This is a genomic window from Polaribacter aestuariivivens, from assembly GCF_005885675.1.
Lineage (GTDB): Bacteria > Bacteroidota > Bacteroidia > Flavobacteriales > Flavobacteriaceae > Polaribacter > Polaribacter aestuariivivens.
In genome coordinates this window covers 85,639-112,475 of sequence record NZ_VANR01000007.1, presented here as the reverse complement: position 1 = coordinate 112,475, position 26,837 = coordinate 85,639, and the positions used below count along the sequence as shown (strand labels likewise).

Annotated in this window: 26 protein-coding genes and 1 other RNA gene; 15 read left to right on the top strand and 12 right to left on the bottom strand. The window is 29.1% G+C overall.

All coding sequences use genetic code 11. The features are described from left to right. Positions 1 to 32 precede the first annotated feature (32 nt). The gene (locus tag FDT66_RS12935) at positions 33 to 872 is read right to left on the bottom strand and encodes a 1,4-dihydroxy-2-naphthoyl-CoA synthase (protein ID WP_138537213.1); all 840 of its coding nucleotides are present in this window, start codon (positions 870 to 872) and stop codon (positions 33 to 35) included. 67 nt (positions 873 to 939) lie between these two features. Here FDT66_RS12935 and FDT66_RS12930 point away from each other — a divergent pair, with 67 nt between their 5' ends. After that, positions 940 to 2,100 carry an alpha/beta hydrolase-fold protein gene (locus tag FDT66_RS12930; RefSeq protein ID WP_246034876.1) on the top strand — a complete coding sequence of 387 codons (1,161 nt, stop codon included), beginning with the start codon at positions 940 to 942 and terminating at the stop codon, positions 2,098 to 2,100. Here the strand turns inward: FDT66_RS12930 and FDT66_RS12925 are convergent, their stop codons facing one another. From FDT66_RS12925 to ffs, 6 genes are all read right to left on the bottom strand, one after another. Continuing rightward, on the bottom strand, positions 2,101 to 2,790 hold the full coding sequence (locus tag FDT66_RS12925; RefSeq protein WP_138537211.1) for a transporter: 690 nt from the start codon (positions 2,788 to 2,790) through the stop codon (positions 2,101 to 2,103). A 7-nt stretch (positions 2,791 to 2,797) separates the two neighbouring features. Then, positions 2,798 to 3,259, bottom strand: coding sequence for a S1 RNA-binding domain-containing protein (locus tag FDT66_RS12920; protein WP_138537209.1), 462 nt, complete (start codon positions 3,257 to 3,259; stop codon positions 2,798 to 2,800). Beyond that, on the bottom strand, positions 3,259 to 4,917 hold the full coding sequence (gene menD / locus FDT66_RS12915; protein WP_138537207.1) for a 2-succinyl-5-enolpyruvyl-6-hydroxy-3-cyclohexene-1-carboxylic-acid synthase: 1,659 nt from the start codon (positions 4,915 to 4,917) through the stop codon (positions 3,259 to 3,261). Before menD ends, FDT66_RS12920 begins: the two co-directional genes overlap by 1 nt. Before the next feature lie 94 nt (positions 4,918 to 5,011). Then, the gene (gene fsa / locus FDT66_RS12910) at positions 5,012 to 5,665 is read right to left on the bottom strand and encodes a fructose-6-phosphate aldolase (protein ID WP_138537205.1); all 654 of its coding nucleotides are present in this window, start codon (positions 5,663 to 5,665) and stop codon (positions 5,012 to 5,014) included. A gap of 206 nt (positions 5,666 to 5,871) precedes the next feature. Next, a complete protein-coding gene (locus tag FDT66_RS12905; RefSeq protein ID WP_138537203.1) occupies positions 5,872 to 6,675 on the bottom strand; it encodes an SDR family oxidoreductase in 804 nt (267 codons plus the stop codon). Positions 6,676 to 6,761: 86 nt separating this feature from the next. Beyond that, positions 6,762 to 6,860: signal recognition particle sRNA small type (gene ffs / locus FDT66_RS12900), an RNA gene on the bottom strand. 175 nt (positions 6,861 to 7,035) lie between these two features. Between ffs and FDT66_RS12895 the strand changes: the two genes are divergently transcribed. The 5 genes from FDT66_RS12895 (at position 7,036) to FDT66_RS12875 (ending at position 12,973) form a co-directional block, all read left to right on the top strand. Beyond that, a complete protein-coding gene (locus tag FDT66_RS12895) occupies positions 7,036 to 7,554 on the top strand; it encodes a DUF4199 domain-containing protein (RefSeq protein ID WP_138537201.1) in 519 nt (172 codons plus the stop codon). A gap of 77 nt (positions 7,555 to 7,631) precedes the next feature. Next, the gene (locus tag FDT66_RS12890) at positions 7,632 to 8,588 is read left to right on the top strand and encodes a glycosyltransferase family 2 protein (RefSeq protein WP_138537199.1); all 957 of its coding nucleotides are present in this window, start codon (positions 7,632 to 7,634) and stop codon (positions 8,586 to 8,588) included. Between the two features lie 40 nt (positions 8,589 to 8,628). After that, positions 8,629 to 10,344, top strand: coding sequence for a phospho-sugar mutase (locus FDT66_RS12885; protein WP_138537197.1), 1,716 nt, complete (start codon positions 8,629 to 8,631; stop codon positions 10,342 to 10,344). Next, positions 10,344 to 12,173 carry an ABC transporter ATP-binding protein gene (locus FDT66_RS12880; RefSeq protein WP_138537195.1) on the top strand — a complete coding sequence of 610 codons (1,830 nt, stop codon included), beginning with the start codon at positions 10,344 to 10,346 and terminating at the stop codon, positions 12,171 to 12,173. The genes FDT66_RS12885 and FDT66_RS12880 overlap by 1 nt, the downstream gene beginning before the upstream one ends. 17 nt (positions 12,174 to 12,190) lie before the next feature. Beyond that, entirely contained in the window at positions 12,191 to 12,973 is a 783-nt protein-coding gene (locus FDT66_RS12875) for a WlaTC/HtrL family glycosyltransferase (RefSeq protein WP_138537193.1), read from the top strand. Positions 12,974 to 12,988: 15 nt separating this feature from the next. Here the strand turns inward: FDT66_RS12875 and FDT66_RS12870 are convergent, their stop codons facing one another. Further along, positions 12,989 to 14,401 carry a CCA tRNA nucleotidyltransferase gene (locus FDT66_RS12870; protein WP_138537191.1) on the bottom strand — a complete coding sequence of 471 codons (1,413 nt, stop codon included), beginning with the start codon at positions 14,399 to 14,401 and terminating at the stop codon, positions 12,989 to 12,991. Positions 14,402 to 14,522: 121 nt separating this feature from the next. On the opposite strand from FDT66_RS12870, the gene FDT66_RS12865 reads away from it, so the two are divergent. Together FDT66_RS12865 and FDT66_RS12860 are read left to right on the top strand one after the other, a co-directional pair. Next, positions 14,523 to 15,326, top strand: a complete 804-nt coding sequence (locus FDT66_RS12865; RefSeq protein ID WP_138537190.1) for an alpha-1,2-fucosyltransferase — start codon at positions 14,523 to 14,525, stop codon at positions 15,324 to 15,326. Beyond that, on the top strand, positions 15,323 to 16,069 hold the full coding sequence (locus tag FDT66_RS12860; RefSeq protein WP_246034875.1) for a glycosyltransferase family 25 protein: 747 nt from the start codon (positions 15,323 to 15,325) through the stop codon (positions 16,067 to 16,069). Before FDT66_RS12865 ends, FDT66_RS12860 begins: the two co-directional genes overlap by 4 nt. Here the strand turns inward: FDT66_RS12860 and FDT66_RS12855 are convergent. Together FDT66_RS12855 and FDT66_RS12850 are read right to left on the bottom strand one after the other, a co-directional pair. Beyond that, positions 16,066 to 16,821, bottom strand: a complete 756-nt coding sequence (locus FDT66_RS12855; RefSeq protein ID WP_138537186.1) for a glycosyltransferase family 2 protein — start codon at positions 16,819 to 16,821, stop codon at positions 16,066 to 16,068. The genes FDT66_RS12860 and FDT66_RS12855 overlap by 4 nt on opposite strands. Before the next feature lie 12 nt (positions 16,822 to 16,833). Further along, complete coding sequence (locus tag FDT66_RS12850; RefSeq protein WP_138537184.1) at positions 16,834 to 17,649, bottom strand: 2,3,4,5-tetrahydropyridine-2,6-dicarboxylate N-succinyltransferase; 816 nt, start codon at positions 17,647 to 17,649, stop codon at positions 16,834 to 16,836. Positions 17,650 to 17,769: 120 nt separating this feature from the next. Here FDT66_RS12850 and ruvX point away from each other — a divergent pair, with 120 nt between their 5' ends. The 6 genes from ruvX (at position 17,770) to FDT66_RS12820 (ending at position 22,159) form a co-directional block, all read left to right on the top strand. Then, entirely contained in the window at positions 17,770 to 18,186 is a 417-nt protein-coding gene (gene ruvX, locus FDT66_RS12845) for a Holliday junction resolvase RuvX (protein ID WP_138537182.1), read from the top strand. Between the two features lie 157 nt (positions 18,187 to 18,343). Next, positions 18,344 to 18,934, top strand: coding sequence for a peptide deformylase (def, locus tag FDT66_RS12840; RefSeq protein ID WP_138537180.1), 591 nt, complete (start codon positions 18,344 to 18,346; stop codon positions 18,932 to 18,934). 28 nt (positions 18,935 to 18,962) lie between these two features. Next, a complete protein-coding gene (locus FDT66_RS12835; RefSeq protein WP_138537179.1) occupies positions 18,963 to 19,382 on the top strand; it encodes a DUF5606 family protein in 420 nt (139 codons plus the stop codon). A 67-nt stretch (positions 19,383 to 19,449) separates the two neighbouring features. After that, positions 19,450 to 20,229, top strand: coding sequence for a nucleoside triphosphate pyrophosphohydrolase (mazG, locus tag FDT66_RS12830; RefSeq protein ID WP_138537177.1), 780 nt, complete (start codon positions 19,450 to 19,452; stop codon positions 20,227 to 20,229). A 109-nt stretch (positions 20,230 to 20,338) separates the two neighbouring features. Then, positions 20,339 to 20,830, top strand: coding sequence for a nuclear transport factor 2 family protein (locus FDT66_RS12825; protein WP_138537175.1), 492 nt, complete (start codon positions 20,339 to 20,341; stop codon positions 20,828 to 20,830). A 102-nt stretch (positions 20,831 to 20,932) separates the two neighbouring features. Beyond that, on the top strand, positions 20,933 to 22,159 hold the full coding sequence (locus tag FDT66_RS12820; RefSeq protein WP_138537173.1) for a nucleotidyltransferase family protein: 1,227 nt from the start codon (positions 20,933 to 20,935) through the stop codon (positions 22,157 to 22,159). A gap of 193 nt (positions 22,160 to 22,352) precedes the next feature. Here the strand turns inward: FDT66_RS12820 and FDT66_RS12815 are convergent, their stop codons facing one another. Next, complete coding sequence (locus FDT66_RS12815) at positions 22,353 to 23,192, bottom strand: DUF4382 domain-containing protein (RefSeq protein WP_138537171.1); 840 nt, start codon at positions 23,190 to 23,192, stop codon at positions 22,353 to 22,355. Positions 23,193 to 23,309: 117 nt separating this feature from the next. Further along, positions 23,310 to 25,781, bottom strand: a complete 2,472-nt coding sequence (lon, locus tag FDT66_RS12810; RefSeq protein ID WP_138537169.1) for an endopeptidase La — start codon at positions 25,779 to 25,781, stop codon at positions 23,310 to 23,312. Positions 25,782 to 25,946: 165 nt separating this feature from the next. Between lon and ttcA the strand changes: the two genes are divergently transcribed. Next, on the top strand, positions 25,947 to 26,738 hold the full coding sequence (gene ttcA, locus FDT66_RS12805) for a tRNA 2-thiocytidine(32) synthetase TtcA (RefSeq protein WP_138537167.1): 792 nt from the start codon (positions 25,947 to 25,949) through the stop codon (positions 26,736 to 26,738). Positions 26,739 to 26,837: the final 99 nt, after the last annotated feature.

The window sequence follows — 26,837 nt, the reverse complement described above, 5'->3', positions numbered from 1 at the left end:
AAATAATTATGACTTATAAATTAATAAACTGTTTATGGTATCCATTTTTTAGGAAAATTAGGTTTTCTTTTTTCAAGAAAAGCATCTCTTCCTTCTTTTGCTTCATCTGTCATGTAAGCTAATCTTGTTGCTTCTCCTGCAAAAACTTGCTGACCAACCATTCCATCATCAGTTAAATTCATAGCAAATTTTAGCATTTTAATTGAAGTCGGACTTTTTGCCAAAATTTCTTGTGCCCATTCATAAGCAGTAGATTCTAGTTCATCATGAGGTATTACAGCATTTACCATTCCCATTTCATAAGCTTCTTGAGCGGAATAATTTCTTCCTAAGAAAAAAATCTCTCTTGCTTTTTTCTGACCTACCATTTTTGCTAAATATGCTGAACCATAACCACCATCAAAAGAGGTTACATCTGCATCAGTTTGTTTAAAAATAGCATGTTCTTTGCTTGCCAACGTTAAATCGCAAACCACATGTAATGAATGACCTCCACCAACTGCCCAACCTGGAACTACACAAATTACAGCTTTTGGCATAAACCTTATTAAACGCTGTACTTCTAAAATGTTTAATCTGTGGTAACCATCTTCACCAACATAACCTTGATGACCTCTTGCTTTTTGATCACCTCCAGAACAAAATGAATACACACCGTCTTTTGTACTTGGACCTTCTGCAGAAAGTAATACTACTCCAATATTTACATCTTCACCAGCATCGTAAAATGCATCATACAATTCTGATGTTGTTTTAGGACGAAATGCATTTCTAACATTGGGCCTGTTAAATGCTATTCTTGCAACACCATTACATTTCTTGTAAGTAATATCTTCATACTCTTTGGCAGTTTTCCATTCAGGTTGTATCATATTTTTGTATTTTAGACGTTCTAAGAAAAGAACTAAAAATTTAGATTTACAAAAATAAACATTCTAAATGATGATAAAGAAAACGTTTCCATTAATATTCCTTTTTTTTTCTGTGATTGGATTTTCGCAAAAAATTTTAAATAAAACCATTAACTCCAATTATGTTGATGATGAAAGAAAAATAAAAATTTACCTTCCAGAAGGTTATGATGATACTAAAGAAAAAAATTATCCGCTTGCAATTGTATTAGACGCTTCCTATATGTTTGATGCTTATGTAGGAAATTCGGTTTTATTTGCTGCAAAAGATAAAGCTCCAAAACAAATTATTGTCGGAATACAAATGAGTAAAACTAGAAAAAAGGATACTTATTTTAATATAAATAATGGAAATTTAACTACCGATAATGAAAAATTTTATCAGTTCTTAAAAAATGAAGTTATTTTCGAAATTGAAAGTACTTATAAAACATCGCCTTTTATTTCGTTGATTGGTGAAGGAACTTCCGCTAATTTAATTACAAATTTTTTAAGAGAATCTACTCCATTTATCAACGCATATATTTGTATAAACCCTATTTACTCTGATTTTATAGGAAACCAAATGCAATCTTACGATTTTCCAAGGTTCCAAAAAGAAGACAATACTTTTTATTATTACACGAATAATTCTACCTCGTTTTCGGAAAATAAACAAATTCGAATTGGTGAATTACAAAAAGGACTTGCAGGTTTAAAACTTGAAAATTTTAATGTTATAAATGACACTATAGTCACAAAAAGCAGTATTTCTGCAATGAGTGAAGCAATACCCAGAGCTTTGACTAAAGTTTTTGAAATTTATTCTGGAATTTCTAAAGAAGAATTTGATAAAAACATTAAAGATTTGTCTCCTATTGATGCCATTTCTTATTTAGAAAACAAATATTTAGATATAGAGTTTTTGTTTGGTACCAATTTAGGAATTCGTGAAACAGATATTTATGCAATTGAAAAAATTGTAATTGAAAAAGAAAACGGAGATCAATTATTAAATTTCGGTAAAATGATTTTAAAGCTTTATCCAAGTTCTCCTTTGGGTGATTATTATATTGGACGCTATTATGAACAAGGGAAAAACATTAAAAAAGCTTTGAAATATTACAAAATTGGATACGGAAAAATGGATCCATCTAACCCAAATGCAGATGCTTTTTATGAAAATATTTTAAGGCTTGGTGGAAGGTAATTATATTTTTTTTGCAGGAATTCTCCAAGTAAATCCAGCTCCTAAAAATAAACCGTCATTATCTCCAACAAGCGCATCTATTTGGAAATTATTATTTAAAAGATAATACATTCCTGTATCTATATTCAATTGAAAACCGCTATTTAAAAAGTTTCCAAAAGTCTCTAGAAAAACACCCATTTTTGAGTTAATTCCGTAAGATAAATTAAATACATAAATTCCATTATTTACTCCGAAATCATTATCAAAATTAATTCCTAAGTTAACAGTATAAGAAAGTTTTTCAGAAAAAGAACTTGCTAAAATGTATGTTAATTGAGAGTTGTTATTTGTTGCTCCAAAATCATGAGAAAACTGTAAAGTTGAAGTAAATTTGCTATCTATATCAGATAAATTATATCTTGCTCCAACTGAAAAAGAAGCGATTTCATTCGCAAATTTACTTCCAGATAAAATAATACCAGAATTTAATTCGAACTTTTCTGAAAGCCCATATCTAAAGTAAGAATTTGGATAAAATTGAGAATTATTGTCAAAAAAATCGATACCCGTTTGCACTTGAAAAACGTTTTTACCAACTGTGTTTGCAGACAAAGCTTGTCCTGGTCTATCAGAAGTCAAAACTTCAGTAAATTGAGCTTTCGCAACTGAAGCAGTTAAAATTAAAATACAGAAAAATAACTTTTTCACCTCGTTTTTATTTTACCAATTCAATTCTATCTTCTTTTAATAGAACTAATTTTTGCTTGTATAAATTTCCTACCGCTTTTTTAAAAGCCTTTTTACTCATTTTCATATGAAAACGAATAGCATCAGGACTACTTTTATCTGTTAACAACAAAAACCCTTCTCTACTATCTTTAAGTTTTTGCAATACTTTGTCTGTGTCAGAATCAATTACATTTCTAAAACCTTGTGGACGTAAAGAAACATCTACTTTACCATCTTCACGAATTTTTTTAATATAACCTACAACCTCCATATTTTCTTCTAATTCTTGAAAAACTTCACTTCTAAAAAGCAAGCCATCAAACTCATCATTAATTAATACAGTATAACCTAAAGCGGTTTCAGTTTCAATTATTAAACTTACCTTATCTCCTTCTTTAAAATCATATTCAATTTCTTGAAAATTATTTTCTTCTTCGTGTTCGTCCATTATTTTATATATTTAAAATATTCTTTTAAAACTAAATCATTTTCTTGATTTGGAGTAAAGATTTCTAATATTTTTGGTTTTTCTGATGCTTTAAAAAAGCCTTGTAAACCTTTTGTTACAGTTTCGTTTGAGTATGCTTTTACATATTCGAAATTATACATTTTAGCCAAATGTTCTGCTGTTAAACAATGTGGTGTTTCAAAATAATTTGCTGCATTTGTAGTTCTTGGTCCTGGTATGATTTTAAAAATTCCGCCACCAGAATTGTTTATTAATATAATTCTGAAATTATTTGGAATGTTTTTATTCCACAGTGCATTAGAATCATAAAAAAAGCTTAGATCTCCAGTTATAAAAACAGTTTGGTTTTTATTTGCAAAAGCAGCTCCAATTGCGGTACTAGTACTTCCATCAATTCCACTTGTACCTCTATTACAAAAAACTGTTAGTGTTTTATGAATGGTAAAAAGTTGCGCATATCTAATAATGGCACTATTACTAATTTGCAAACTAGTATTTTCTGGTATTTTTTTTAAAACCTCTTCAAAAACTTTGAAGTCAGAATGTTTTAAATCTTTAAAATATTCAGCATGTTTTTGCCTTCTGTAATCTCTTATTTTTAACCATTTTGGTTGGTAGTTGCTTTGTATTGGTTTGATAAAATTATTAAAATGAGTAAAAAAATCTACAGGTGTTGTTTGTATGAATTCAGACAAACAAAAAAAGGTATTGGTTGCTTTTTTAGCATCAATATTCCAATGATGTTTTGGTTGATAATCTCTTAAAAATCGTTTGATTCTTTTAGAAACAATCATACCTCCAAAAGTGATTAAAATATCTGGTTGCAACTCTTTAAAATCAGTATCTTCCATAGAAAAAATCAACTGATCTATAGAGTTTACTGCCTTTTTATGATGCAAATTTGAGGTAGTTTCTGTTAAAATTAGTACAGAATCATCTTCCGCATATAAATCCATTAAATTGTGCAATTCATTATCAGGATAATTTACACCTACAACAATCATTTTCTTTTCTGCTGCATTCCATATTTTAGATAATTCGTTATAATTAATGTGAGAATTATCTAATGAACTTAAAGAAATGTGTGGAAAACTAAAGTTGTTTAACTTTTTTACAGTTTCATATAAGGGCTCATCAAAAGGAACATTTATATGAACAGGACCTTGCTGAGAAATAGAAATTTGTAAAGCTTCACCTATTAACTGGGCGTTTCTGGTTTTAAACTTTTCATTTTCTACAAGATTTGCAGAAAATAAAATGTGGTTTTCAAATACATTTTCTTGCCTAATAGTTTGTCCATCACCAATATCAATTAAATGTTTTGGTCTATCTGCAGATATTACCACTAAAGGAATGTTGCTATAAAATGCTTCTGCAATTGCTGGATAATAATTTAACAATGCAGAGCCTGAAGTACATAAAACTGCAACTGGTTTTTTTGTTTGTTGTGCAATACCTAAAGCAAAAAAGGCTGCACAACGTTCATCTACCACACTTAAAGTTTGTATTTCTGGATGATTAGAAAAACCAATTGTTAAGGGTGCATTTCGTGAACCTGGAGATATTACAACAGTATCAACATCAAATTGTATACATGCTGAAATTACGATTTGTGCGAGTTCTTTTTTTGGATACATTTTTTAAATCTTAAAAGATTTAAAAAGTTGTTAGTTGTTAGTTGTTAGTTATTAGTGAATCACTGAAAACTGAAAACTGAAAACTGAAAACTTTTTAGTTTCCTTTTTTATAATCTGCCAAAAATTTTGCCAAACCAATATCTGTTAAAGGGTGTTTTAACAAACCTTCAATTGCGCTTAAAGGTCCTGTCATAACATCTGCACCAATTTTTGCACAGTCTATAACATGCATTGTATGACGCACTGATGCTGCTAAAATTTCAGTTTCGAAACCATAATTATCATAAATATGACGAATTTCTGCAATTAAGTTCAAACCATCTGTAGAAATATCGTCTAAACGTCCAATAAATGGCGAAACAAAAGTTGCACCTGCTTTTGCAGCTAGTAAAGCTTGTCCTGCAGAAAAAACTAAAGTTACGTTAGTTTTAATTCCTTTAGATGAAAAATATTTACACGCTTTTATACCGTCTTTTATCATAGGTAACTTTACCACAATTTGCGGGTTTAAAGCAGCTAAAGCTTCTCCTTCTCTTACCATTCCATCAAAATCTGTAGAAATTACTTCCGCAGAAACATCACCATCAACCAACTCACAAATTGCTTTGTAATGGTTAATAATATTTTCTTCACCTGTAATTCCTTCTTTTGCCATTAAAGATGGGTTTGTAGTAACTCCGTCTAAAATACCTAAAGCTTGCGCCTCTTTAATTTGATCTAAATTTGCAGTGTCAATAAAAAATTTCATTTGTTTATGTTTTGTTGTGTTTTTTCTATTATTTGGGCGTTCCCAAAAAAGGGCGGGCTTTACGCACTCGCTTTTTGTTCAATCTTCACAAAAGAGCTCAAACAAACGCTTCAATCCCTAACGCAAAGATAGTTACTTACTTATAATTTTAAGAATTGAAATAGCATCAATTTATTACTACTTATAAACAAAAACGAATGTATTTGTTATAGCTTGTAGTGATTCATTAATAATTTTTCAAACCAAGTATCTGGTAAAATTCTTTTTAAAACGATAGAGAATTTCTCTAAAAAACCTCCTACTTTATAATGTATTTTAGGGTTTTTCGTATGTATTATTTTATACACTTTTTCAGCCATTTCAATGGGGTTTTTACCAGTATCTACATGAGCATCCATCAAATCTAAATTTGCTTTATAGTTTTCTTTGTAAACAGAATTTTCAAAAAGTGGTGTATGATATCTTCGTGAAATTATATCTGTTGCAAAATCTCCAGGAGCCACATTTACCAAATCAATTCCATATCTTTTTACCTCCATTCTAATGGCTTCTGTAACCAATTCTAAAGCTCCTTTCGACGAAGAATAAATTCCTCTAAAAGGCAAACCCATATATCCAGCAATAGAAGTTGTATTTATAATTAAACCATATTGTTGCTTTCGCATGAAGGGTAAAACAGTTTTAATTACATCAATTGCTCCAAAAAAATTGGTATTAAATGCATTGCGCATTTCGTCTGTTGGAGTTTCTTCAATTGGTCCTGTAACACCAATTCCTGCATTGTTTACTAAAATATCAATATTACCTTCAGCTTTAATAATTGTATCTATTGCATGTTTAATAGTTTCAACATTTAAAACATCTAAAGCAATTAATTTGAAGTTATACTCATTAATGTTTTTAGGATTTCTACTGGTACCATATACTTTAAAACCTTTTTCTGATAAAAAAGAAGCAATTGCCTTTCCAATTCCAGAAGAAGCGCCAGTAACTAAAACAACTTTAGACATAAAAAAGTTTACGATTTAATATTCAATGCTTTAAGTTTTGCAAATATCTTAAAAGTAAATGAAGATATCTAAATTTAGCGCATAAAAAATGGCAAGCTACCTACATCACACTGCTACAACCTAATACCCTTGCTGTGTTCCCACCCTGGGGGATTCAAAGGGAGCTAGTTGTGTAGAACTTGCCGATGCAAATTTACAATAGATTTTCAGTTTAGCAATTAAAAAATCTTAAATTTTTTGTAACATTTTTAAATGTTTGAATACTAATTAATTGTTGTCATGGTTTTTTAAATAAAAATAAATTTTAATACAATTTCAACGAAATGAATATATTTGTAAAACTAACTAAACTTTAAAAAAATGGAAAATCAAGCAAGTAGTAAAAATACTATTTTAAATTATGGATTGTATTACGGTGTTGTATCAGTAATTTTTAGTTTAATAATGTATGCTTTAGGCAAGCATTTAGAGCAAGGTATAGCAACCTCACTTATAGGTTTTGCTATTATGATTACTTTTATTGTTTTAGCTACAAAAAAGTTTAAATTTGATAATGGAGGTTTTATGTCTTGGGGACAAGGTGTTAAAATTGGTATGGGTGTAGTTTTAATTGGAGTAATTATTTCAGCAATATATACGTATTTATTTACCTCTTTTATAGAGCCTGAATTCAAAAATCAAATTATTGAAAAATCTATAGTACAATGGCAAGATGCTGGTATGTCTCAAGACCAGATAGACCTTTCTAAACAAATGACTGAAGATTATTTTTATGTTTCTTTATTTGGAGGTATGGTAATTGGTGGCTTAGTTTTAGGATTTATCTTTTCTGCAATTACATCTGCCATCATGAAACACTCAGAAGAAGAAACATATTAAATTTTAAAAGTCAATTGTTCAATAAGTACGAAAACCGTAACTTTGAATATTGCTTTTAAGAACTTTGAAACTTACATATGGACATTTCGGTAGTAATACCACTTCTTAATGAAGAAGAATCTTTACAAGAATTACACGATTGGATTGCAAAAGTTATGCAATCCAATCGTTATTTATATGAAATTATTTTTATTGATGATGGTAGTACAGATACTTCTTGGAATGTTATTGAAAAACTATCAGAAAAATACAACTCTGTAAAAGGAATTCGTTTTCAAAAAAATTATGGAAAATCTCAAGCCTTAGACGCTGGTTTTGAAATGGCAAAAGGTAATGTAGTAATTACTATGGATGCAGATTTACAAGACAATCCAGAAGAAATCCCAGAATTATATGATCTAATTGTTAAAGAAGATTTCGACCTGATTTCTGGTTGGAAAAAGAAGCGTTATGACAACGTAATTACCAAAAACATTCCTTCAAAGTTATTTAATGCTGCTGCTAGAAAAACTTCAGGTTTAAAATTACACGATTTCAATTGCGGTTTAAAAGCCTACAAAAATGAGGTAATTAAAACTGTAAAAGTAAGTGGCGAAATGCATAGATACATTCCTGTATTGGCTAAAAATGAAGGTTTTACTAAAATTGGTGAAAAAGTGGTGCAACACCAAGCAAGAAAATATGGTGTTACAAAATTTGGAATGGACCGTTTTGTAAATGGTTTTTTAGATTTAATTACCATTTCTTTTCTATCTAAATTTGGTAAAAGACCTATGCACTTCTTTGGTTTATGGGGTACTTTTATGTTTTTATTCGGAACAACAAGTGCTTTTTATATCGGAGTTTTAAAATTATACAAACTTTATAATGGCATTAAAACCATTTTGGTAACAGATAATCCCTGGTTTTATATTGCCCTAACTTCAATGATTTTAGGAACTTTATTATTTTTAGCAGGTTTTATTGGCGAGTTGATCATTAGAACTAAAAGCAATGAAAAACACTACTTAATAAAAGAAAAACTCAATTTCTAAAATGTATATTTGTATTTTAGACAACTAATATTTAATTAAAATGAGCAAAATTTTAGACAAAGCAAAACAGTGGTTAACTGCTACTTTTGATGCTGAAACACAAGCCGAAATTCAACAATTAATAGCTACGAACTCTTCTGATTTAGATGATCGATTTTACAAAGACATGGAATTTGGAACTGGTGGAATGCGTGGTATTATGGGTGCAGGAACCAACAGAATTAATAAATACACTTTAGGTAGAGCCACTCAAGGGTTATCTAATTATTTAATAAAAAACATAAAAAAAGAACAATTAAAAGTAGTAATAGCTTTTGATTGTAGACATAACAGTAAAAAATTTGCTAAAGTAGTTGCAGATGTTTTTTCTGCAAACAACATCAAAGTTTTCTTGTTTGAAGATTTACGTGCAACTCCAGAGCTATCTTTTGCTGTTCGTCATTTAGGTTGTGATGCAGGTATTGTTTTAACAGCTTCTCACAATCCACCAGAATATAATGGTTATAAGGTTTATTGGGCAGATGGTGGTCAAATTGTACCTCCTCATGATAACGGAATTATAGCTAATGTAAACACCTTGGATTTCTCTGAAATAAAGTTTGATGCAAATGAAAGTTTAATCGAAGTTATTGGAAAAGAAGTTGATGAAGCTTTTATAGAGGCTTCTGTAAAAAATGGATCGTTATCAAAAAACATCGATAGAAACAATTTAAAAATAGTATTTACGTCATTACATGGTACTTCAATTGTTTCTGTTCCTGACGCTTTAAAAAAAGCTGGTTATACTGATGTGCATATTGTAGAAGAACAAAGAAAACCAGATGGAGATTTTCCAACGGTAAAATCGCCAAATCCAGAAGAGCCAGAAGCTTTAGAAATGGCAACAGACTTAGCTAACAAAATCGGAGCTGATATTGTAATTGGTACAGATCCAGACTGTGATAGATTAGGAGTTGCTGTAAGAGATTTAGAAGGCAATATGAAGCTGATGAATGGAAACCAAACTATGGTGGTTATGACTCAGTTTTTGTTGAAAAAATGGAAAAATGAAGGAAAACTAAATGGAAAACAATTTGTTGGATCTACTATTGTTTCTACAGAGTTAGTAAATGATTTAGCAGCAAATTATAACGTAGAAACCAAAGTTGGTTTAACAGGTTTTAAGTGGATTGCTAAAATGGTGCGTGATTTTCCTGAACTTGATTTTATAGGTGGTGGAGAAGAAAGTTTTGGATATATGGTTGGTGATTTTGTAAGAGATAAAGATGCAGTTACTGCAACACTTTTAGCTTGTGAAGTAGCAGCTTTAGCTAAACAAAATGGCAGCTCTTTTTATGAAGAATTATTAGACATTTATGTAAATAACCGTTTTTACAAAGAACATTTAATTTCTATCACCAAAAAAGGAATGGATGGTGCTGCTGAAATTCAGAAAATGTTAAGCGATATGCGTAACAACCCTATTAAAGGAATAGATGGTGAAAAAGTAGAATCACTTTCAGATTACCAAGCATCTACTAGAAAAAACTTAATTACTGGTGAAACCACAAAGATTGATTTACCAAAATCGAATGTTTTAATTTATCAAACCAAAAACGGAACTAGAATTGCAGCAAGACCAAGTGGAACCGAACCTAAAATTAAATTTTATTTTAGTGTAAACACTTCTTTAGATAGTGCAGAAAATGCAGATAAAGTTGAAGCTGAACTGGATGCTAAAATTCAACGAATTATTAAAGAAATGAACTTAAATTAATGAGTTATTTCAAAGACATTTTAAAATACGAAAAGAAGTACAGAAAATTTACAATACTAAACATTGTTTTTAATATTCTTTACGCAATTTTTAATGTGCTTTCTGTTTTAGCCTTCATTCCTGTTTTAGGAATACTATTTGAAACCGATAAAAAAATAGTTAAAAAACCAATTTATGAAGATATCACTCATATTGGTACTTATTTAAAAGAAAGTTTCTATTATTTTATTTCAGAAAAAATAGAAAATGAAGGAAATATTAAAACACTTATTTTTATTTGTCTTTTAGCTATTTCTTTATTTTTTCTAAAAAATTTATTTAGATATTTAGCTTCCTATGTAATTACTTTTTTAAGAACGGGAATTGTAAAAGATTTACGAGATAAATTGTATAAAAAAATTGTAGAATTACCTGTTTCTTATTTTTCAGAAAAAAGAAAAGGAGATATTATTGCACGTATGACTTCTGATGTTCAGGAAGTAGAAAACTCCATATTAACATCTATAGAAACTATTGTTAGAGAGCCTTTAACAGTAATTATTGCCATTGCAATTATGCTTTTTATGAGCGTAAAATTAACTCTTTTTGTTTTTGTGTTATTACCAGTTTCTGGTTTTATTATTTCATCCATCAGTAAAAAATTAAAAGCAAACTCTGTAAAAGCACAAAAAGAAACTGGAAACTTTTTATCATTTATTGAAGAAACTTTAACTGGCTTAAGAATAATTAAAGGTTTTAATGCCGAAAATGTAATTGAGAAAAAATTTAACAATTCCACTTTAAGTTTTAAGCAATTGATGACGAGTGTAATTCACAGACAAACTTTAGCCTCACCAATGAGTGAGTTTTTAGGATCTGCAACTATTATTGCAATTCTATGGTATGGAGGAACTGAAGTATTATCTAACACAAGCGCGCTTCAACCAGATGAATTTATGGGATATATTGTATTATTTTATACAGTTTTAAACCCTATAAAATTAATTACAACTACGTATTATAATATTCAAAAAGGAGAAGCTTCTGCAGAAAGAATTATGAGTGTTTTAAACACTGAAAATGATATTAAAGATCTTCCTAACGCTATTGTAAAACAAAATTTCACTAATAAAATCGAGTTTAAAAATATTTCTTTTAAATACAAGAAAGATTATGTTTTGAGAGATTTTTCTTTAACCATAAACAAAGGAGAAACTGTAGCTTTGGTAGGACAATCTGGAAGTGGAAAATCTACCCTGGCTAATTTAATTACTCGTTTTTACGATGTAAATAAAGGCGAAATTTTTATTGATGAAGAAAACATTAAAAATATTACTAAAAAATCTTTACGAGGCTTAATGGGCATTGTTTCTCAAGATTCAATTTTGTTTAATGATACTATTGAAAACAATATTAAGTTAGGTGTACAAGATGCAACAGAATCACAAATTTTAGAAGCTTCTAAAATTGCAAATGCATATGAGTTTATAAAAGATTTACCTGGGCAATTCAACAATAATATTGGAGATAGTGGAAATACTATTTCTGGAGGACAAAAACAACGTTTATCTATTGCAAGAGCGGTTTTAAAAAATCCACCAATTATGATTTTAGACGAAGCCACTTCAGCATTAGACACAGAATCTGAACAATTGGTTCAAGTTGCTTTAGAAAAAATGATGCAAAATAGAACTTCTTTAGTGATTGCTCACAGATTATCAACCATTCAAAAAGCAGATAAAATTGTAGTAATGAAAAAAGGGAAAATCGTAGAACAAGGTAAACATGAAGATTTATTGGCTGTTAAAGGCGAATATTTTAAGTTGGTTACTATGCAGAGTTTAGCCTAAAACAATTGGTATAAAAGATGAAAACACTAGTTGCTACTTGTTTTTATTTAGTGAAACCAAAACCTAACAGGTCTCACGATTTATATAAAACTTGGTTTTTAAATCTTCTATCTAACTTAAATACAAAAATCATTGTTTTTACTGATGAAAAATCTAAGGATTTTCTATCAATTGAAGATTCTAAAATAGAATATCAAATACTTCCTTTTAATGATTTATATTTTTTCAAGAAATACGGAAAGGACTTTTGGGAAGAACAACAAAAAAAAGATATAAACCCAACAAGAGTTTGGCAACTAAGTCTTTTATATAATGAAAAATGCAAATTCGTAGAAAAAGCAATCGATTTATATAAAAATACAGAATGGTTTGTTTGGTGTGATATAGGTTGTTTTAGGAAAGAAATAGACATTAATTTCCCTGAAGTTAGTTATTTAGATTCTAAAAAAATGACACTTTTACAAATTAAGAAGTTCAAGAAGAAAGAGTTGAGACAAAATTATCTTTTTCTTGCAGATAAACAAATTAAAATTGGTGGTGGCGTTCAAATTGCTACAAAAGAAACTTGGCAAAAATGGATTCCACTATATGATAAAATGTTTACTTTCTATCATGAAAATGCAACTGTAAATTGCGACCAAAGTTTACTAGCATCTGTTATAGTTAATAACAAGGAATTAGTGGATTTAGTTAAAGCTAAGAAAACAAAAATAACAAAAGACAAGTGGTTTTACCTGTTGGAATATTGTTCTAATCGTTTTGTAAATAAAAAACCAAAAAGAGTTTGGCCTTTCAGTTAATAATATATAATTTTATTAACTAGTTTTTAACCCCAATTCCTTCCCTTTTTCAATCATAAAATCGTAACAAGCTTTGTACTCATTAGGAATTTTTCCATCTAAAATCGCTTCTTTTATTGCTTCTTTTATTTGACCAATTTCTCTACAAGGTTTTAAGTTGAAAGCTGTCATAATTTCTTCACCAGAAATGGGTGGTTGAAAATTACGAACCTTATCTCTTTCTTCTACTTCTTTAATTTTATCACGAACCAATTTAAAATTTTGGTGATATTTTTTAAATTTTCTTGGGTTTTTGGTAGTAATATCTGCTTCACAAAGCGTCATTAAATCGTCAATATCTTCGCCAGCATCAAAAACCAAACGCCTTACAGCAGAATCTGTAACATCACTTGCTAACACAATAGGTCTTGAACTTAACATAACCATTTTTTGAACAAATTTCATTTTGTTATTCAATGGCATTTTTAATCTTTTAAATAGTTTGTATACCATTTTAGATCCCACAAACTCATGCGCATGAAACGTCCAACCTACTTTTTTACTAAATTTTTTGGTAGGAGCTTTTCCAATATCATGTAATAATGCTGCCCATCTTAACCAAACATCATTTGTGTTTTTTGCAATGTTATCTACAACCTCTAACGTATGATAAAAATTGTCTTTATGTTTTTGCCCTTCAACCTCTTCTACTCCTTTTAAAGCAATTAACTCTGGTAAAATTTGTTCTAATAAATTAGTTTTTTCTAACAATAAAAAACCTACAGAAGGTTTTGGTGCACTCAAAATTTTATTTAACTCGTCAATAACTCTTTCTCTGGTAATTATTTTAAGTCTGTGAGCATTTTTTTTAATGGCTTTTAAAGAATTTTCTTCAATTTTAAAATTTAATTGTGTTGCAAAACGTATGGCACGCATCATTCTTAATGGATCATCAGAATACGTGATATCAGGATTTAAAGGTGTTCTAATAACTTTATTTTCTAAATCTTCAATTCCGTTAAACGGATCTAATAATTCACCAAAATTTGCTTCATTTAAGCTTAAAGCTAAAGCATTGATGGTAAAATCTCTTCTATTCTGGTCGTCTTGTAAAGTACCCTCAGTTACTTCAGGATTTCTACTCTCTTCTAAATACGATTCTTTTCTAGCACCAACAAATTCAATTTCAACATCTTTAAAACGTAACATGGCAGTTCCGTAAGTTTTAAAAACCTGCACTTTTGGTTTGTTTGGCAGCAATTCAGATACTTTTAAAGCCAAGTCTATTCCACTATCAATAGTAACAACATCAATATCTTTTGCAGTTCCTCTTTTTAAAAAAAAATCACGCACAAAACCACCAATCACATAACTTTCTGTTTGTATTTCTTTAGATGCTTTTGCAATTATTTTAAATATTTCTGATGAAATTGCTTCTGTATAATTCATAATTTTTAAAAAGTGATGCAAATTTATTGTTTTCTATTCTTTTAAACCTAAAATAGATAAAAGAAAATTGTGATAACATTTGTACTTTTGTATTTCATTAAAAAATGAACAACCTACGTAAATGGTAATTGTTAGAATTCTTGGTGGCTTAGGAAATCAAATGTTTCAATACGCATATGCAAAAATGTTGGTACAAAAGGGTTTTAATGTACAGTTAGATATTTCTGGTTTTAAGAACTATAAATTACATGGTGGTTATCAATTAAATAAATATAAAATAGATTTAAAACAGGCCAATAAAGCCAAAGTACTGCTATCAAAAATCAATTTTTTTAGAAGTTTAAAAGAAAAAAACTTACGATATGATGAAAGCCTTATTTCTTTAAAAGGAAACGAATATGTGAAAGGGTATTTTCAAACAGAAAAATATTTTAAGGAAATAAGAAATATACTTTTAGAGCAATTCACAATTGACTTTAACATAGAAGAAACAACCAAAGAATACATAACACAAATTTCAGAAAAAGCAGTAAGCTGTAGTTTACATATTAGAAGAGGAGATTATGTTTCTGATAAAAAATCGAATAGTGTTCACGGAACTTGCAGTTTAGAGTACTACAAAAATGCTATTTCTATCATTAAAGAAAAATATAAAAATGTTTCTTTTTTTGTATTTTCTGATGATATTTCTTGGACAAAAAACAATTTACCTATTAAAAATGCTTTTTTTGTAGATCATAAATGTTCACCTCATGAAGATTTACATTTGATGAGTTTGTGTACTCATAACATCACGGCAAACAGTAGTTTTTCTTGGTGGGGAGCTTGGTTGAATAAAAATGAACAAAAAACTATTATTGCACCAAAACAATGGTATATTTCAAAAGAAAATGAAATTGTACCTAAAAATTGGATAAAATTATGAGTTCTTTTAAAGTTTATTACATCAATTTAGACAAAAGTTTAGAGCGTAGAAATTTTATGGAAAATCAGTTTAAAAAATTGAATATTCCATTAACCAGAATGCCTGCTGTTTATGGAAAAGAATTACCTCAAGATTTTTTAAAAAAAGCAAAAAGTCAATTCAATATTTTTACCCATTATCCTAATTTAAATGATGGTGAAATAGGTTTGACAAAAACATATTTCGATTTATGGAAAATTATAGGAACCCAAAAAGAAGATTTTGCCATAATTTTAGAGGATGATGCACTTTTAACAGATAGTTTTTTTGAAGATTTAGAGTTGCTTTTAAAATCGATTACTAAAAATACTTTTTTAGACATTTCTGGTAGAAAAGGATTTTACGAAATAAATTCAACCGAATTTACAAGCACATTTTTAGTTCCTTCGCTTCAAACAACAGGACAAATTATTGGTAAAAAAGCGGCTGAAATACTTTTTAAAAATTTAAACACTTACTACGCTCCTATTGATGTTTTAAAACAAGACGTTTTTAAACACAAAACACCAGTTTTAACAACTAATAAATGTTATGTGACTAGTAACGATAAAAATGTTGGTGGCACTACAATTCAGCAAAAGAAAATGCCTAAATTTAAAAAAATAGTACGAGAAATTGTTCGTCCTTTTTGGCAACTAATTACGTTGCTTACTTATAAAACATATCGATTTTTAAAAAATTATGCTTTCTATAAAAGTAATTAATGCTCTTTAATTCCTTTGTTTAAAAGCCATAACTTTATATACCTAGTAAAAACAGAGTAAGCTAAAATTTTAGCAAGAATTAAACCTGCCAAACCATCTAAAAATCCTAAGCGTATTATATAGTGAATAAAAAACCTTGCAGCTGGTTTAACTAATAAATGAAAAGCATTTACTTTTTTACCTTTTGCATGAAGTTCTTTAGCTTTTAAACTTGAGTAATAATTAATTTTAGATATAAAATGGTTGTAGTTTCTGTAACCAAAGTGGTCTATTTTATTTTTTAAAAAACCTAACTGACCATTTGTAGTAATTGTTTCGTGAACTACACCAACATATTTACATTGTTCTTTTAAAAACAAACGTACTACCTTATCTCTTTGCCAACCACAATAGTTTATTTTTTTTCCCGCAAAGTAAAAAGTTCTTCTTACATAAAAACCAACAAAACCATTAGGATTTTTTACGCTTTCTAATATTTCTGCTTTCACTGGTTTTGTAACTCTTTCATCAGCATCTAAAATATAAATCCAAGGATGTTTTGCTTGAGATATTGCAAAGTTTTTTTGAGAAGAAAAATCATCAAACTTTCGTTTGATGATTTTTACATTCATTTTTTCTGCAATTTCAACAGTTTTATCTGTACTAAAAGAGTCAATTACAATAACTTCATCAGCAAAACTTACAGATTTTATAGCATCAGCTATATGAATTTCTTCATTTAAAGTAGGTATTATTGCCGATATTTTTGTCATAAAAGTTAGTCTTTAAACAGCTACGTCATACTCACGTAAAGCATCGTTTAAAGATGTTTTTTTGTTGGTACTTTCTTTTCTTTTTCCAATAATTAATGCACAAGGTACATTGTATTCTCCAGCAGCAAATTTCTTTGTATAACTTCCGGGAATTACCACAGATCTTGCAGGTACTACTCCTTTCATTTCTACAGGTTCATCTCCAGTTACATCTATAATTTTAGTACTCATTGTTAACACAACATTTGCGCCTAAAACAGCCTCTTTTTCTACTCTTACGCCTTCCACAACAATACATCTAGATCCAATAAAAGCGCCATCTTCTATAATAACAGGAGCTGCTTGTAATGGCTCTAAAACTCCACCAATACCAACTCCACCAGATAAATGTACATTTTTACCAATTTGTGCACAAGAACCTACTGTTGCCCAAGTATCTACCATGGTTCCTTCATCTACATAAGCACCAATATTTACGTAACTTGGCATTAAAATAGTTCCTGCAGAAATGTAGGCTCCATGTCTTGCTACTGCATTTGGTACCACTCTAATTCCTCTTTCTTTAAAGTTTCTTTTTAATGGAATTTTATCATGATATTCAAAAATACCAGCTTCTAGAGTTTCCATTTTTTGAATTGGAAAATATAAAACAACTGCTTTTTTAACCCATTCATTTACTTGCCAACCATCTGTTGTTGGTTCTGCAACTCTTAACTCTCCTTTATCTAACAAATCAACTACTTTTCGTATTGTATCTATCGTGTTTTGTTCTTTTAATAACTCACGATTTTCCCAAGCTGATTCTATAATTTCTCTAATTTGTTCCATTGTAATATATTAATTTCTGCAAATATAAATGTATCTGTAAAAATAGAAAGCGAAGATACATTTTTTAAACAGATATAGCTGCTTTGTTTAAAAAACGTATTTTTGCAAAAACAATTGTAAATGGCAAGAATTTTAGCAATCGATTTTGGAAAAAAAAGAACAGGAATTGCAGTAACTGATGAACTGCAAATAATTGCATCTGGCTTAACTACTGTTAATACTAATGAATTATTAAGCTTTTTAAAAGATTATGTTTCTAAAGAAAAAGTAGATTTATTTTTAGTTGGACAACCAAAACAAATGAATAATTCTGATAGTGAAAGTGAAGTTTTAATTGTTGCTTTCTTAAAAAAATTAGCTAAAACAATTCCAGAAATTCCTGTACAAAGAGTTGACGAACGTTTTACCTCAAAAATGGCTTTTCAAACAATGATAGATGGTGGAATGAAAAAAAAACAACGCAGAAACAAAGCGTTAGTTGATGAAATTAGTGCCACAATTATTTTACAATCTTATTTATACAACCAGCATATATAAACACAAACTATTAAGTTCTATTACCATTTTTAAAGGATAAATAATTAATAGATGTATAAGTAGTTTGCAAAGTATTTCATAAAATTCAAAAGCAAAAATTCGTAATTCGTAATTGTAAATTGTATTTTTGCACTCGTTTTTAAATAAAATTAAAAAAATGATTTTACCAATTGTTGCTTACGGAGATCCTGTTTTAAGAAAAGTTGCAGTAGAAATAGATGAAAACTACCCAGATTTAGAAAAATTAATTTCTAACATGAGAGAAACTATGTACAATGCTTCTGGTGTTGGTTTAGCAGCTCCTCAAATTGGTAAAGCAATACGTTTGTTTTTAATTGATGCATCTCCTTTTGCAGAAGATGAAGATTTGTCTGAAAAAGACAGAGCTGTTCTAAAAACATTCAATAAGGTTTTTATAAACGCTAAAATTATCGAAGAAGAAGGAGATGAATGGACTTTTAATGAAGGATGTTTAAGCATACCTGATGTTCGTGAAGATGTTGTTCGTAAACCAAAAATTACCATTGAATATCAAGATGAAAACTTTAAAAAACATACAGAAAACTTAGATGGTTTGGCTGCAAGAGTTTTTCAGCATGAATATGATCATATCGAAGGTATTTTATTTACAGATAAATTATCATCACTTAAAAAAAGATTGATTAAAAAGAAATTAGAAAACATTTCTAAAGGAAAAATTAATGCAGATTATAGAATGCGTTTTCCTAATTTAAAAAAAGGCAAATAGTCTTAAAAAGACAATAAAAAATATTAAAATGGAATTTAGTAAAATTATATCAGTTACAGGAAAACCTGGTTTATACCAAGTAGTTTCACAATCAAAAAATGCAATTATTGTTGAGTCTTTAACAGATAAAAAAAGATTGGCAGTAAACGCTACACAAAACGTAAGTTTGTTAGAAAACATTGCCATTTACACATACGAAGAAGATTTACCTTTATTAGATGTTTTTAAGGCAATGTACGCAAAAACAGAAGGTAAAGAAGCTATTTCACACAAAGAAAGCAGTAAAAAATTAGAAACTTTTTTTGCTGAAGTATTACCAAATTATGACGATGAAAGAGTGTATACTTCAAACATTAAAAAAGTAGTTCAGTGGTATAATTTATTGGTTAAATCTGGTATGGATTTTTCTAAAACAGAAGAAACTACTGAAGAAACAAAAGCTGAGTAATTTTTAGCAAACAATTTCAATTTTCAGTTTTTGAAAACTTGCTATTTTGTTACTTCTATAAATAAAAATGAATACAAGAAAAGAGCAATTAGCCGCTTTTAATCGTTTGTTAGATATCATGGATGAACTCCGTGAAAAATGTCCATGGGATAAAAAACAAACCCTCGAAAGTTTACGTCATTTAACAATAGAAGAAACCTACGAACTTACTGATGCCATTCTTGATAATGATTTACAAGAAATAAAAAAAGAGTTAGGTGACGTTTTATTGCACATTGTTTTTTACGCAAAAATTGGAAGCGAAAAAAAAGCATTTGACATTGCTGATGTTGCCAATTCAATTTCTGATAAATTAATTGACAGACACCCACATATTTATGGAGATGTTAAGGTTGAAAATGAGGCAGATGTAAAACGTAACTGGGAAAACTTAAAACTTAAAGAAGGAAAAACTTCTGTTTTAGAAGGTGTGCCTAAAAGTTTACCTGCAGTTGTTAAAGCAAGTAGAATTCAAGAAAAAGTTGCTGGTGTAGGTTTCGACTGGGAAAAACCAGAACAAGTTTGGGAAAAAGTACAAGAAGAACTTACTGAATTAAACGAAGAAATAAAAGCAGGAAACACAAAAAACACTGAAAAAGAATTTGGTGACGTTTTATTTTCAATGATTAATTATGCACGTTTTATCAATGTGAATCCAGAAAATGCTTTAGAAAAAACGAATAAAAAATTCATCAATCGTTTTCAATATTTAGAAAAAGAAGCTAAAAATTTAAACAAAAAACTTTCTGATATGACTTTAGCAGAAATGGATGTTTTTTGGGAAGCTTCAAAAAAATTATACAAATAATTAATTTTAAAGGTAAGCAGATACCTTAATTTTAAGTTAAAGGTTTTTTTGTAATATTGATTTTAAATTATCTTTTATAACTTTAGAAGGAATTAAAAATCAACCAATTATGAAAAATCAGAACTATTTTTTTCTAACAACTCTATTTTCCATTCTTCTTTTTTCTTCGTGTACAACTCAAAAAGAAGAAAAAGAAATTATTAAAAAGGAGTACAATCAAGAAGATTTTAAAGGCGTAGAAAATGCTATTTTAAATTATGTAGAAGCTTTGTATTTAGTAGATTCTACAAAAATTATAAAAAGCGTAGATCCTAAATTGCGTAAAATAGGTTTTTGGTATCATCCAAAAGAAAAGGCTTATAGAGATAATTTAGAAATGACTCATGAACAATTGGTACGTTTGGCTGCAAGATGGAATTCAGATTCTGATCAAGCTGATGAGAACTCGCCTAAAAAAATTGAAATTTTTGATGTAAATTCTAAAACTGCCTCGGCTAAATTAACAGCTGTTTGGGGTATAGATTTATTTCATTTGGCTAAAGTAGATAATCAATGGAAAATTGTGAATGTAATTTGGCAAAGTCAACCCAAAGCAGACTAATTTGGTTTGTTTCTAAACTTAAAAAAATATAACTTCGCTAACGCCGAATATAAGTCATATCAAATACGACGCATATTCGTCTAAGTTACCTTGCATTTGAAAATGACAAAATCTCAAGTAAATAAATTAGGAAAAGATATTCGAAAGTTAATAAAGGAGAATGAACATCCTTCTTCTGATTTACTTGAAAAACTACAAGAATATAGGACTTCTTTCAAGTCTGACCTTTCTTCTGTCTTCGAAGTGATTTCTGATATGGCTAAAGACATTCGAAGTGACAGCATTACTGCCTTTCGAATCAAAAGAATAGAATCAATTCTATCAAAAATAAAAAGACAACCGACAATGGCACTTGGCAATATGGGAGATATTGCTGGCTGTCGGATTTTAGTTTACAATGACAATTCAATTCCAAAATTAGTTCAAAAACTAAACCAACAGTTCAATGTAAAATATTTTAATGATTACTTAAAAGAAACTAAAAATGATGGTTATCGAGGTTACCACATATATATTGAGAGTCCTATAAATCCGAGTAAGCTTATTGAAATACAAATAAGAACTGTTAAAAGCCATAAATGGGCTTCTATGGTTGAAATAATTGATATTTTATATAATTTAAAAATCAAAGAAGGACAAAAACATCCTGATTTTGAAAGATTCCTATTTCAATTATCAAAAATTGACGAACTTACATTTGAGGAAAAGAAAGAAGTAATTTCAATAGATAATAAACACAAAGTTCATTCGAAATTTAATGAGGTATTTATCAAAAACAATGCAAAAATCAGAAAAGATTGGTTTTGTCATATTGGTAAAGAAAACAATTACTTTATAATTGAAGTTGACAAAAACAAAACATCGAACATCTCATCTTTTGAATCTTATGAGGAAGCTGAAAAAACATATTTTGAAAAATTTAAACTAAAAAATCAATCAAATTTTGTTCTCACACATATCGAAAAACCAAATTTTAAAAGAGTATGTATCGCTTACGCCAGTTATGTTTTAATTAATCACGATTATTTGAATGAATGGTACAGATTAGCTGAAGAAATATTGAACAAACTAATTCAAGACAAAAATAATAAGGAAGCGAAAGAATATAAATTATACATTCAAAATAATCTTAAAGAACAACTTTCTCTTCTTAAGAATGAAATCAATGAAATTACCGAATACAAAAAAGACGAATCACATAGTCTTGATGGATATGAGGAATGGTTAGAAGAAATTAAGGAGAGATTAACAGATATAGCAAAAATTGCTATTGACCAATCAAATAATGAAAAAGACAAAAACCGTTGGATTAACTGGTTGAAAGGATAAAAACGCAAGGTAACAACGTATATAATTTATTGCTAGTTCTAGCCTACTTACGAAAATCCTCGCGGATTTTCTATTCGGTTTTTATTTGCTAAATTACGTGCTTAACCACGCAACAAACCATATACAAACACGTTAACGAAATAATAAAAAAAAGCCTCTCAAAATTGAGAGGCTTATATATTTTAATTAATTATTAAATACTAATTAAAACTACATTACCAAAACTTACTGTTTCACCAACATTAACTGTTACATTGGTAGATGATGTGAATTCTATAAAACTACCTTTTGTAATTTTTACAATATAATTTCCAGCTGGTAACCCTTGAACAGTAAAATTACCTTCTGCATTTGTGTACGTTTCTGCTACTAAAACATTTGTAGTAGTGTATATAGACACTAATGCATCTTCTAAAGGTGTATCGTCTGAAGTTTCTGTAGTTCCATTATCTTGAAAAACTGATCCCGAAATAGTTCCTGAGTTTTTTTCTGCATTTACTCTAATTACTGGTTTTAAATTATAATTTCCAGAACCACCTGCTTCTACAATAGATTTTTGAACATCCCAGTCTAAAATAAAGGTATAAGAAAAGCCTGCTTCTAACTCTTCATTAAGCATTAATTTTAAACCTGATTGTTGAGCACTTGGTGTACTTAGAGGTCTGGTATTTATTTCTCCTTCTAGCAACAATGTGTTGTTAGAACCTAAAACTAATCTTATTTGTTTTAACATACCTGCCTCTATAACTTCATCTGATAAGATTACTGAATTACCAGCAATTAATGTTGTTAAATCGACATTGATTGGTCCAGAAAAGCTGGTAAAACTTTTCCAAGCTGAATCATCTTCGGATTCTGAATTATTGTACTGAATGTCAACAATTTCCACATTTACCTCTTTATAATCTCCAGGAGCATCAACTAACTTAAATTGTACTTGTGATGTACCATTTACTTCTGCTTCTGAACTTGAACTACAACTACTTAAAACTGCAATTGATAATATTGCAAGTACTAAATTTTTAATTCTCATAATTTTGGTTTTTATTATTTTGCTTCAAAACTAATGTAAATTAAAGGCTGTATTTAACTCATATAATAAAAAAATGAACTCAAAAAAAAGCCTCTCAAAATTGAGAGGCTTTTTTTATTATACTAATTTCTTAGCGTTTTCAACTTTTTGTTTGGTAAGTGCAATTTCTATGACTTGTTTCATATCTGAAACATAATGAAAAGTAAGTCCTTTTAAATAACTTTCTTTAATTTCTAAAATATCTTTTCTATTGTCTTCACACAAAATTATTTCTTTAATATTTGCTCTTTTTGCAGCAAGTATTTTTTCTTTAATTCCGCCAACAGGTAACACTTTTCCTCGCAATGTGATTTCGCCAGTCATTGCTAATTTATTTTTTACTTTACGTTGCGTGTAAGAAGATACCAAAGAAGTTAACATAGTAATACCTGCACTTGGGCCATCTTTTGGAGTTGCTCCTTCTGGTACATGTATATGAACGTTATACTTTTCCATTATTTCTGGTTCAATACCAAACTCTTCTGCATTCGACTTTATATACTGTAACGCAATTGTTGCAGATTCTTTCATTACATTACCTAAGTTACCTGTAATGGAAAGGTTTCCTTTTCCTTTAGATAAAATTGATTCTATAAACAAAATATCACCTCCAACTTGTGTCCAAGCCAATCCTGTTACTACTCCTGCAACACCATTATTTTCATACTTATCTCTATTTCTTGGTGTTCCTAAAATTTCTTCTACTTTTTCTGAAGTTAAAGCAATTTCATAAGGCTCTTCCATAGCAATAGATTTTGCTACAAAACGAACCACTTTAGCAACTTGCTTTTCTAAACCTCTTACTCCAGATTCTCTTGTATAACCTTCTACTATTGTTTCAATTTGCTTTTTACCAAGTTTTAAGTGTTTTGCAGATAAACCATGCTCTTTTAATTGTTTTGGTAACAAGTGTTTTTTAGCAATTTCTACTTTTTCTTCAATAGTATATCCAGTAACATTTATAATTTCCATTCTATCGCGTAAAGCCCAAGGAATTTGTCCTAAATTATTAGCCGTAGCAATAAAAAGTACTTTAGACAAATCATACCCTACTTCTAAATAATTATCATAAAAAGCTTCATTTTGTTCTGGGTCTAATACCTCTAACATTGCAGATGATGGATCTCCTTGATGACTTTGGCCTAATTTATCTATTTCGTCTAATACAAAAACAGGATTTGAACTTTCTGCCTTTTTTAAATTTTGAATTAAACGCCCAGGCATTGCTCCTATATAGGTTTTTCTATGTCCGCGAATTTCTGCTTCATCTCTTAAACCACCTAAAGACATTCTCACATATTTACGACCTAATGCCTCTGCTATAGATTTTCCTAAAGAAGTTTTTCCAACTCCTGGAGGACCATATAAACAGATTATTGGCGATTTCATATCGTTTCGCAACTTTAAAACAGCCAAGTGTTCAATAATTCGTTCTTTTACTTTTTCTAAACCAAAATGATCTCTATCTAAAATTTTTGTGGCTCTTTTTAAATCAAATTTATCTTCTGTAAATTCTCCCCAAGGCAATTCTAGCAACAATTCTAGGTAACTTCTTTGTACACCATATTCTGCCATTTGCGGATTCATTCGCTTTAAACGAGCCAACTCTTTAGCAAAAGTTTCACCAACTTCTTTGGTCCATTTTTTAGTTTTCGCCTTTTGGCGCATTTCTTCTAATTCTTGATCATTAGAAACACCACCCAATTCTTCTTGAATTGTTTTAAGTTGCTGGTGTAAATAATATTCACGTTGTTGCTGATCTAAATCTTCACGAGTTTTAGACTGAATATCGTTACGAAGCTTTAACTTTTGAAGCTCTCTATTTAAATTTTTTAAGGCTAATAATGCGCGTTCTTTTAAATTATCTTTTTCTAAAATAACTTGTTTTTGAGCCACAGATAAATCCATATTTGATGATATGAAATTCACCAAAAAAGAATTAGATTGTATATTTTTAATTGCAAAAGAAGCTTCAGTTGGCAACATTGGGTTTTCTTTAATAACCTCCAACGCTTGTTCTTTTATAGCATCTATAATTGCATCAAATTCTTTTTTATCATCTACAGCTGTATCTTCAATTGCCTCTTTTACAGTTGCTTTTAAGTAAGGTTTGTCTTGAATAATTGTATCTATTTCAAAACGTTTTTTACCTTGAATAATTACAGTTGTATTTCCATCTGGCATTTTTAAAACACGTAAAATTTGTGCTACAACACCTGTTTTATGAATATCTTTTAAGGTTGGCTCTTCAACTTCTTCATTTTTTTGAGCTACAACACCAATAACTTTGCTGCCTTTATTGGCGTCTTTTATTAATTGAATAGATTTATCTCTACCTGCAGTAATTGGAATTACAACACCTGGAAATAAAACAGTATTTCTTAATGGTAAAATTGGTAAAATTTCTGGTACGCTCTCTTTATTAATAATTTCTTCATCTTCTGGCGTCATTAATGGAATTAACTCAGAATCTTCATTCAACATATTTTGGAGCGACATATTGTCTAATCTCATTACTTTTGGCTTACTCATCTTCTTTATATCTGTCATACTGACATTGATTTTCAAAAAACAAAAAATCAATATTAGTTTATTATTTTTAAAATATTGATAATCAAATAAATAAAAACTTTATTAAAGATTATCTATTAAATAAAGACAATTGTTGTGCCAAAGGAATTTTATTATCGCTTTCTTAATATTATTTTTGCACTTATGGAAAATTTGAAACAAATCACAAAAAAACTACAACGATCTGTTGCAGAAGCTATTGAACAATTTTCAATGATTGAAAATGGTGATAAAATAATGGTTTGTCTTTCTGGAGGAAAAGATAGCTACACCTTATTAAATATGATGCTTCATTTTAAAAAAGTGGCTCCAATTTCTTTCGATATTATTGCTGTGAATTTAGATCAAAAACAACCAGGTTTTCCAGAAGAAATATTGCCTAAATATTTAATTGACTTAAATGTAGCTTATAAAATTATTGAAAAAAACACCTATAAAGTGGTTATGGAAAAAACCCCAGAAGGTAAAACAACGTGTAGTTTATGTTCTCGTTTAAGAAGAGGAACTTTATATGAAGCTGCTAGAGATTTAGGATGCAACAAATTGGCTTTAGGCCATCATAGAAATGACATCATTGAAACTTTTTTACTCAATTTTTTCTTTGCTGGTAAGTTAGAAACCATGCCTCCAAAATTTGTAAATGATACTGGAGATTTAATCATTTTAAGACCTTTATCTCTTTGTAAAGAAAGTGATATTGAAACTTACGCAAACTTACTAAACTTTCCAATAATACCTTGTAATTTGTGTGGTTCTCAAGAAAATTTACAGCGCAAAAAAATTAAAGAAATGATTACTAATTGGGAACAAGATTTTCCTGATAGAAGCTCTGTAATGATGAATGCCTTACAAAACGTTTACCCTTCGCATTTATTAGATAAAACCTTATATAATTTTGAAAATTTAGAAAGTAATATTCTAGAAAACAGCCATTAATAAAACTATTTTATTCTTTCATAATTTTCTAAAAAACTTACCTAAAATAAAAAGTTTACTTTTATTTCCAGAAAAGTGTCACAAGTTAAAGATGTTTTT

What these genes read in the sequence shown, in the direction of transcription:
- FDT66_RS12815 (WP_138537171.1), bottom strand. Translation starts at nt 23,192, where the DNA reads ATGAGAATTAAAAATTTAGTACTTGCAATATTATCAATTGCAGTTTTA.
- FDT66_RS12885 (WP_138537197.1), top strand. Translation starts at nt 8,629, where the DNA reads ATGAGCAAAATTTTAGACAAAGCAAAACAGTGGTTAACTGCTACTTTT.
- FDT66_RS12850 (WP_138537184.1), bottom strand. Translation starts at nt 17,649, where the DNA reads ATGGAACAAATTAGAGAAATTATAGAATCAGCTTGGGAAAATCGTGAG.
- FDT66_RS12835 (WP_138537179.1), top strand. Translation starts at nt 18,963, where the DNA reads ATGGAATTTAGTAAAATTATATCAGTTACAGGAAAACCTGGTTTATAC.
- FDT66_RS12865 (WP_138537190.1), top strand. Translation starts at nt 14,523, where the DNA reads ATGGTAATTGTTAGAATTCTTGGTGGCTTAGGAAATCAAATGTTTCAA.
- lon (WP_138537169.1), bottom strand. Translation starts at nt 25,781, where the DNA reads ATGACAGATATAAAGAAGATGAGTAAGCCAAAAGTAATGAGATTAGAC.
- ttcA (WP_138537167.1), top strand. Translation starts at nt 25,947, where the DNA reads ATGGAAAATTTGAAACAAATCACAAAAAAACTACAACGATCTGTTGCA.
- FDT66_RS12935 (WP_138537213.1), bottom strand. Translation starts at nt 872, where the DNA reads ATGATACAACCTGAATGGAAAACTGCCAAAGAGTATGAAGATATTACT.
- FDT66_RS12890 (WP_138537199.1), top strand. Translation starts at nt 7,632, where the DNA reads ATGGACATTTCGGTAGTAATACCACTTCTTAATGAAGAAGAATCTTTA.
- FDT66_RS12880 (WP_138537195.1), top strand. Translation starts at nt 10,344, where the DNA reads ATGAGTTATTTCAAAGACATTTTAAAATACGAAAAGAAGTACAGAAAA.
- FDT66_RS12870 (WP_138537191.1), bottom strand. Translation starts at nt 14,401, where the DNA reads ATGAATTATACAGAAGCAATTTCATCAGAAATATTTAAAATAATTGCA.
- FDT66_RS12825 (WP_138537175.1), top strand. Translation starts at nt 20,339, where the DNA reads ATGAAAAATCAGAACTATTTTTTTCTAACAACTCTATTTTCCATTCTT.
- ruvX (WP_138537182.1), top strand. Translation starts at nt 17,770, where the DNA reads ATGGCAAGAATTTTAGCAATCGATTTTGGAAAAAAAAGAACAGGAATT.
- FDT66_RS12930 (WP_246034876.1), top strand. Translation starts at nt 940, where the DNA reads ATGATGATAAAGAAAACGTTTCCATTAATATTCCTTTTTTTTTCTGTG.
- FDT66_RS12875 (WP_138537193.1), top strand. Translation starts at nt 12,191, where the DNA reads ATGAAAACACTAGTTGCTACTTGTTTTTATTTAGTGAAACCAAAACCT.
- FDT66_RS12905 (WP_138537203.1), bottom strand. Translation starts at nt 6,675, where the DNA reads ATGTCTAAAGTTGTTTTAGTTACTGGCGCTTCTTCTGGAATTGGAAAG.
- mazG (WP_138537177.1), top strand. Translation starts at nt 19,450, where the DNA reads ATGAATACAAGAAAAGAGCAATTAGCCGCTTTTAATCGTTTGTTAGAT.
- FDT66_RS12820 (WP_138537173.1), top strand. Translation starts at nt 20,933, where the DNA reads ATGACAAAATCTCAAGTAAATAAATTAGGAAAAGATATTCGAAAGTTA.
- FDT66_RS12860 (WP_246034875.1), top strand. Translation starts at nt 15,323, where the DNA reads ATGAGTTCTTTTAAAGTTTATTACATCAATTTAGACAAAAGTTTAGAG.
- FDT66_RS12895 (WP_138537201.1), top strand. Translation starts at nt 7,036, where the DNA reads ATGGAAAATCAAGCAAGTAGTAAAAATACTATTTTAAATTATGGATTG.
- FDT66_RS12855 (WP_138537186.1), bottom strand. Translation starts at nt 16,821, where the DNA reads ATGACAAAAATATCGGCAATAATACCTACTTTAAATGAAGAAATTCAT.
- def (WP_138537180.1), top strand. Translation starts at nt 18,344, where the DNA reads ATGATTTTACCAATTGTTGCTTACGGAGATCCTGTTTTAAGAAAAGTT.
- FDT66_RS12920 (WP_138537209.1), bottom strand. Translation starts at nt 3,259, where the DNA reads ATGGACGAACACGAAGAAGAAAATAATTTTCAAGAAATTGAATATGAT.
- fsa (WP_138537205.1), bottom strand. Translation starts at nt 5,665, where the DNA reads ATGAAATTTTTTATTGACACTGCAAATTTAGATCAAATTAAAGAGGCG.
- menD (WP_138537207.1), bottom strand. Translation starts at nt 4,917, where the DNA reads ATGTATCCAAAAAAAGAACTCGCACAAATCGTAATTTCAGCATGTATA.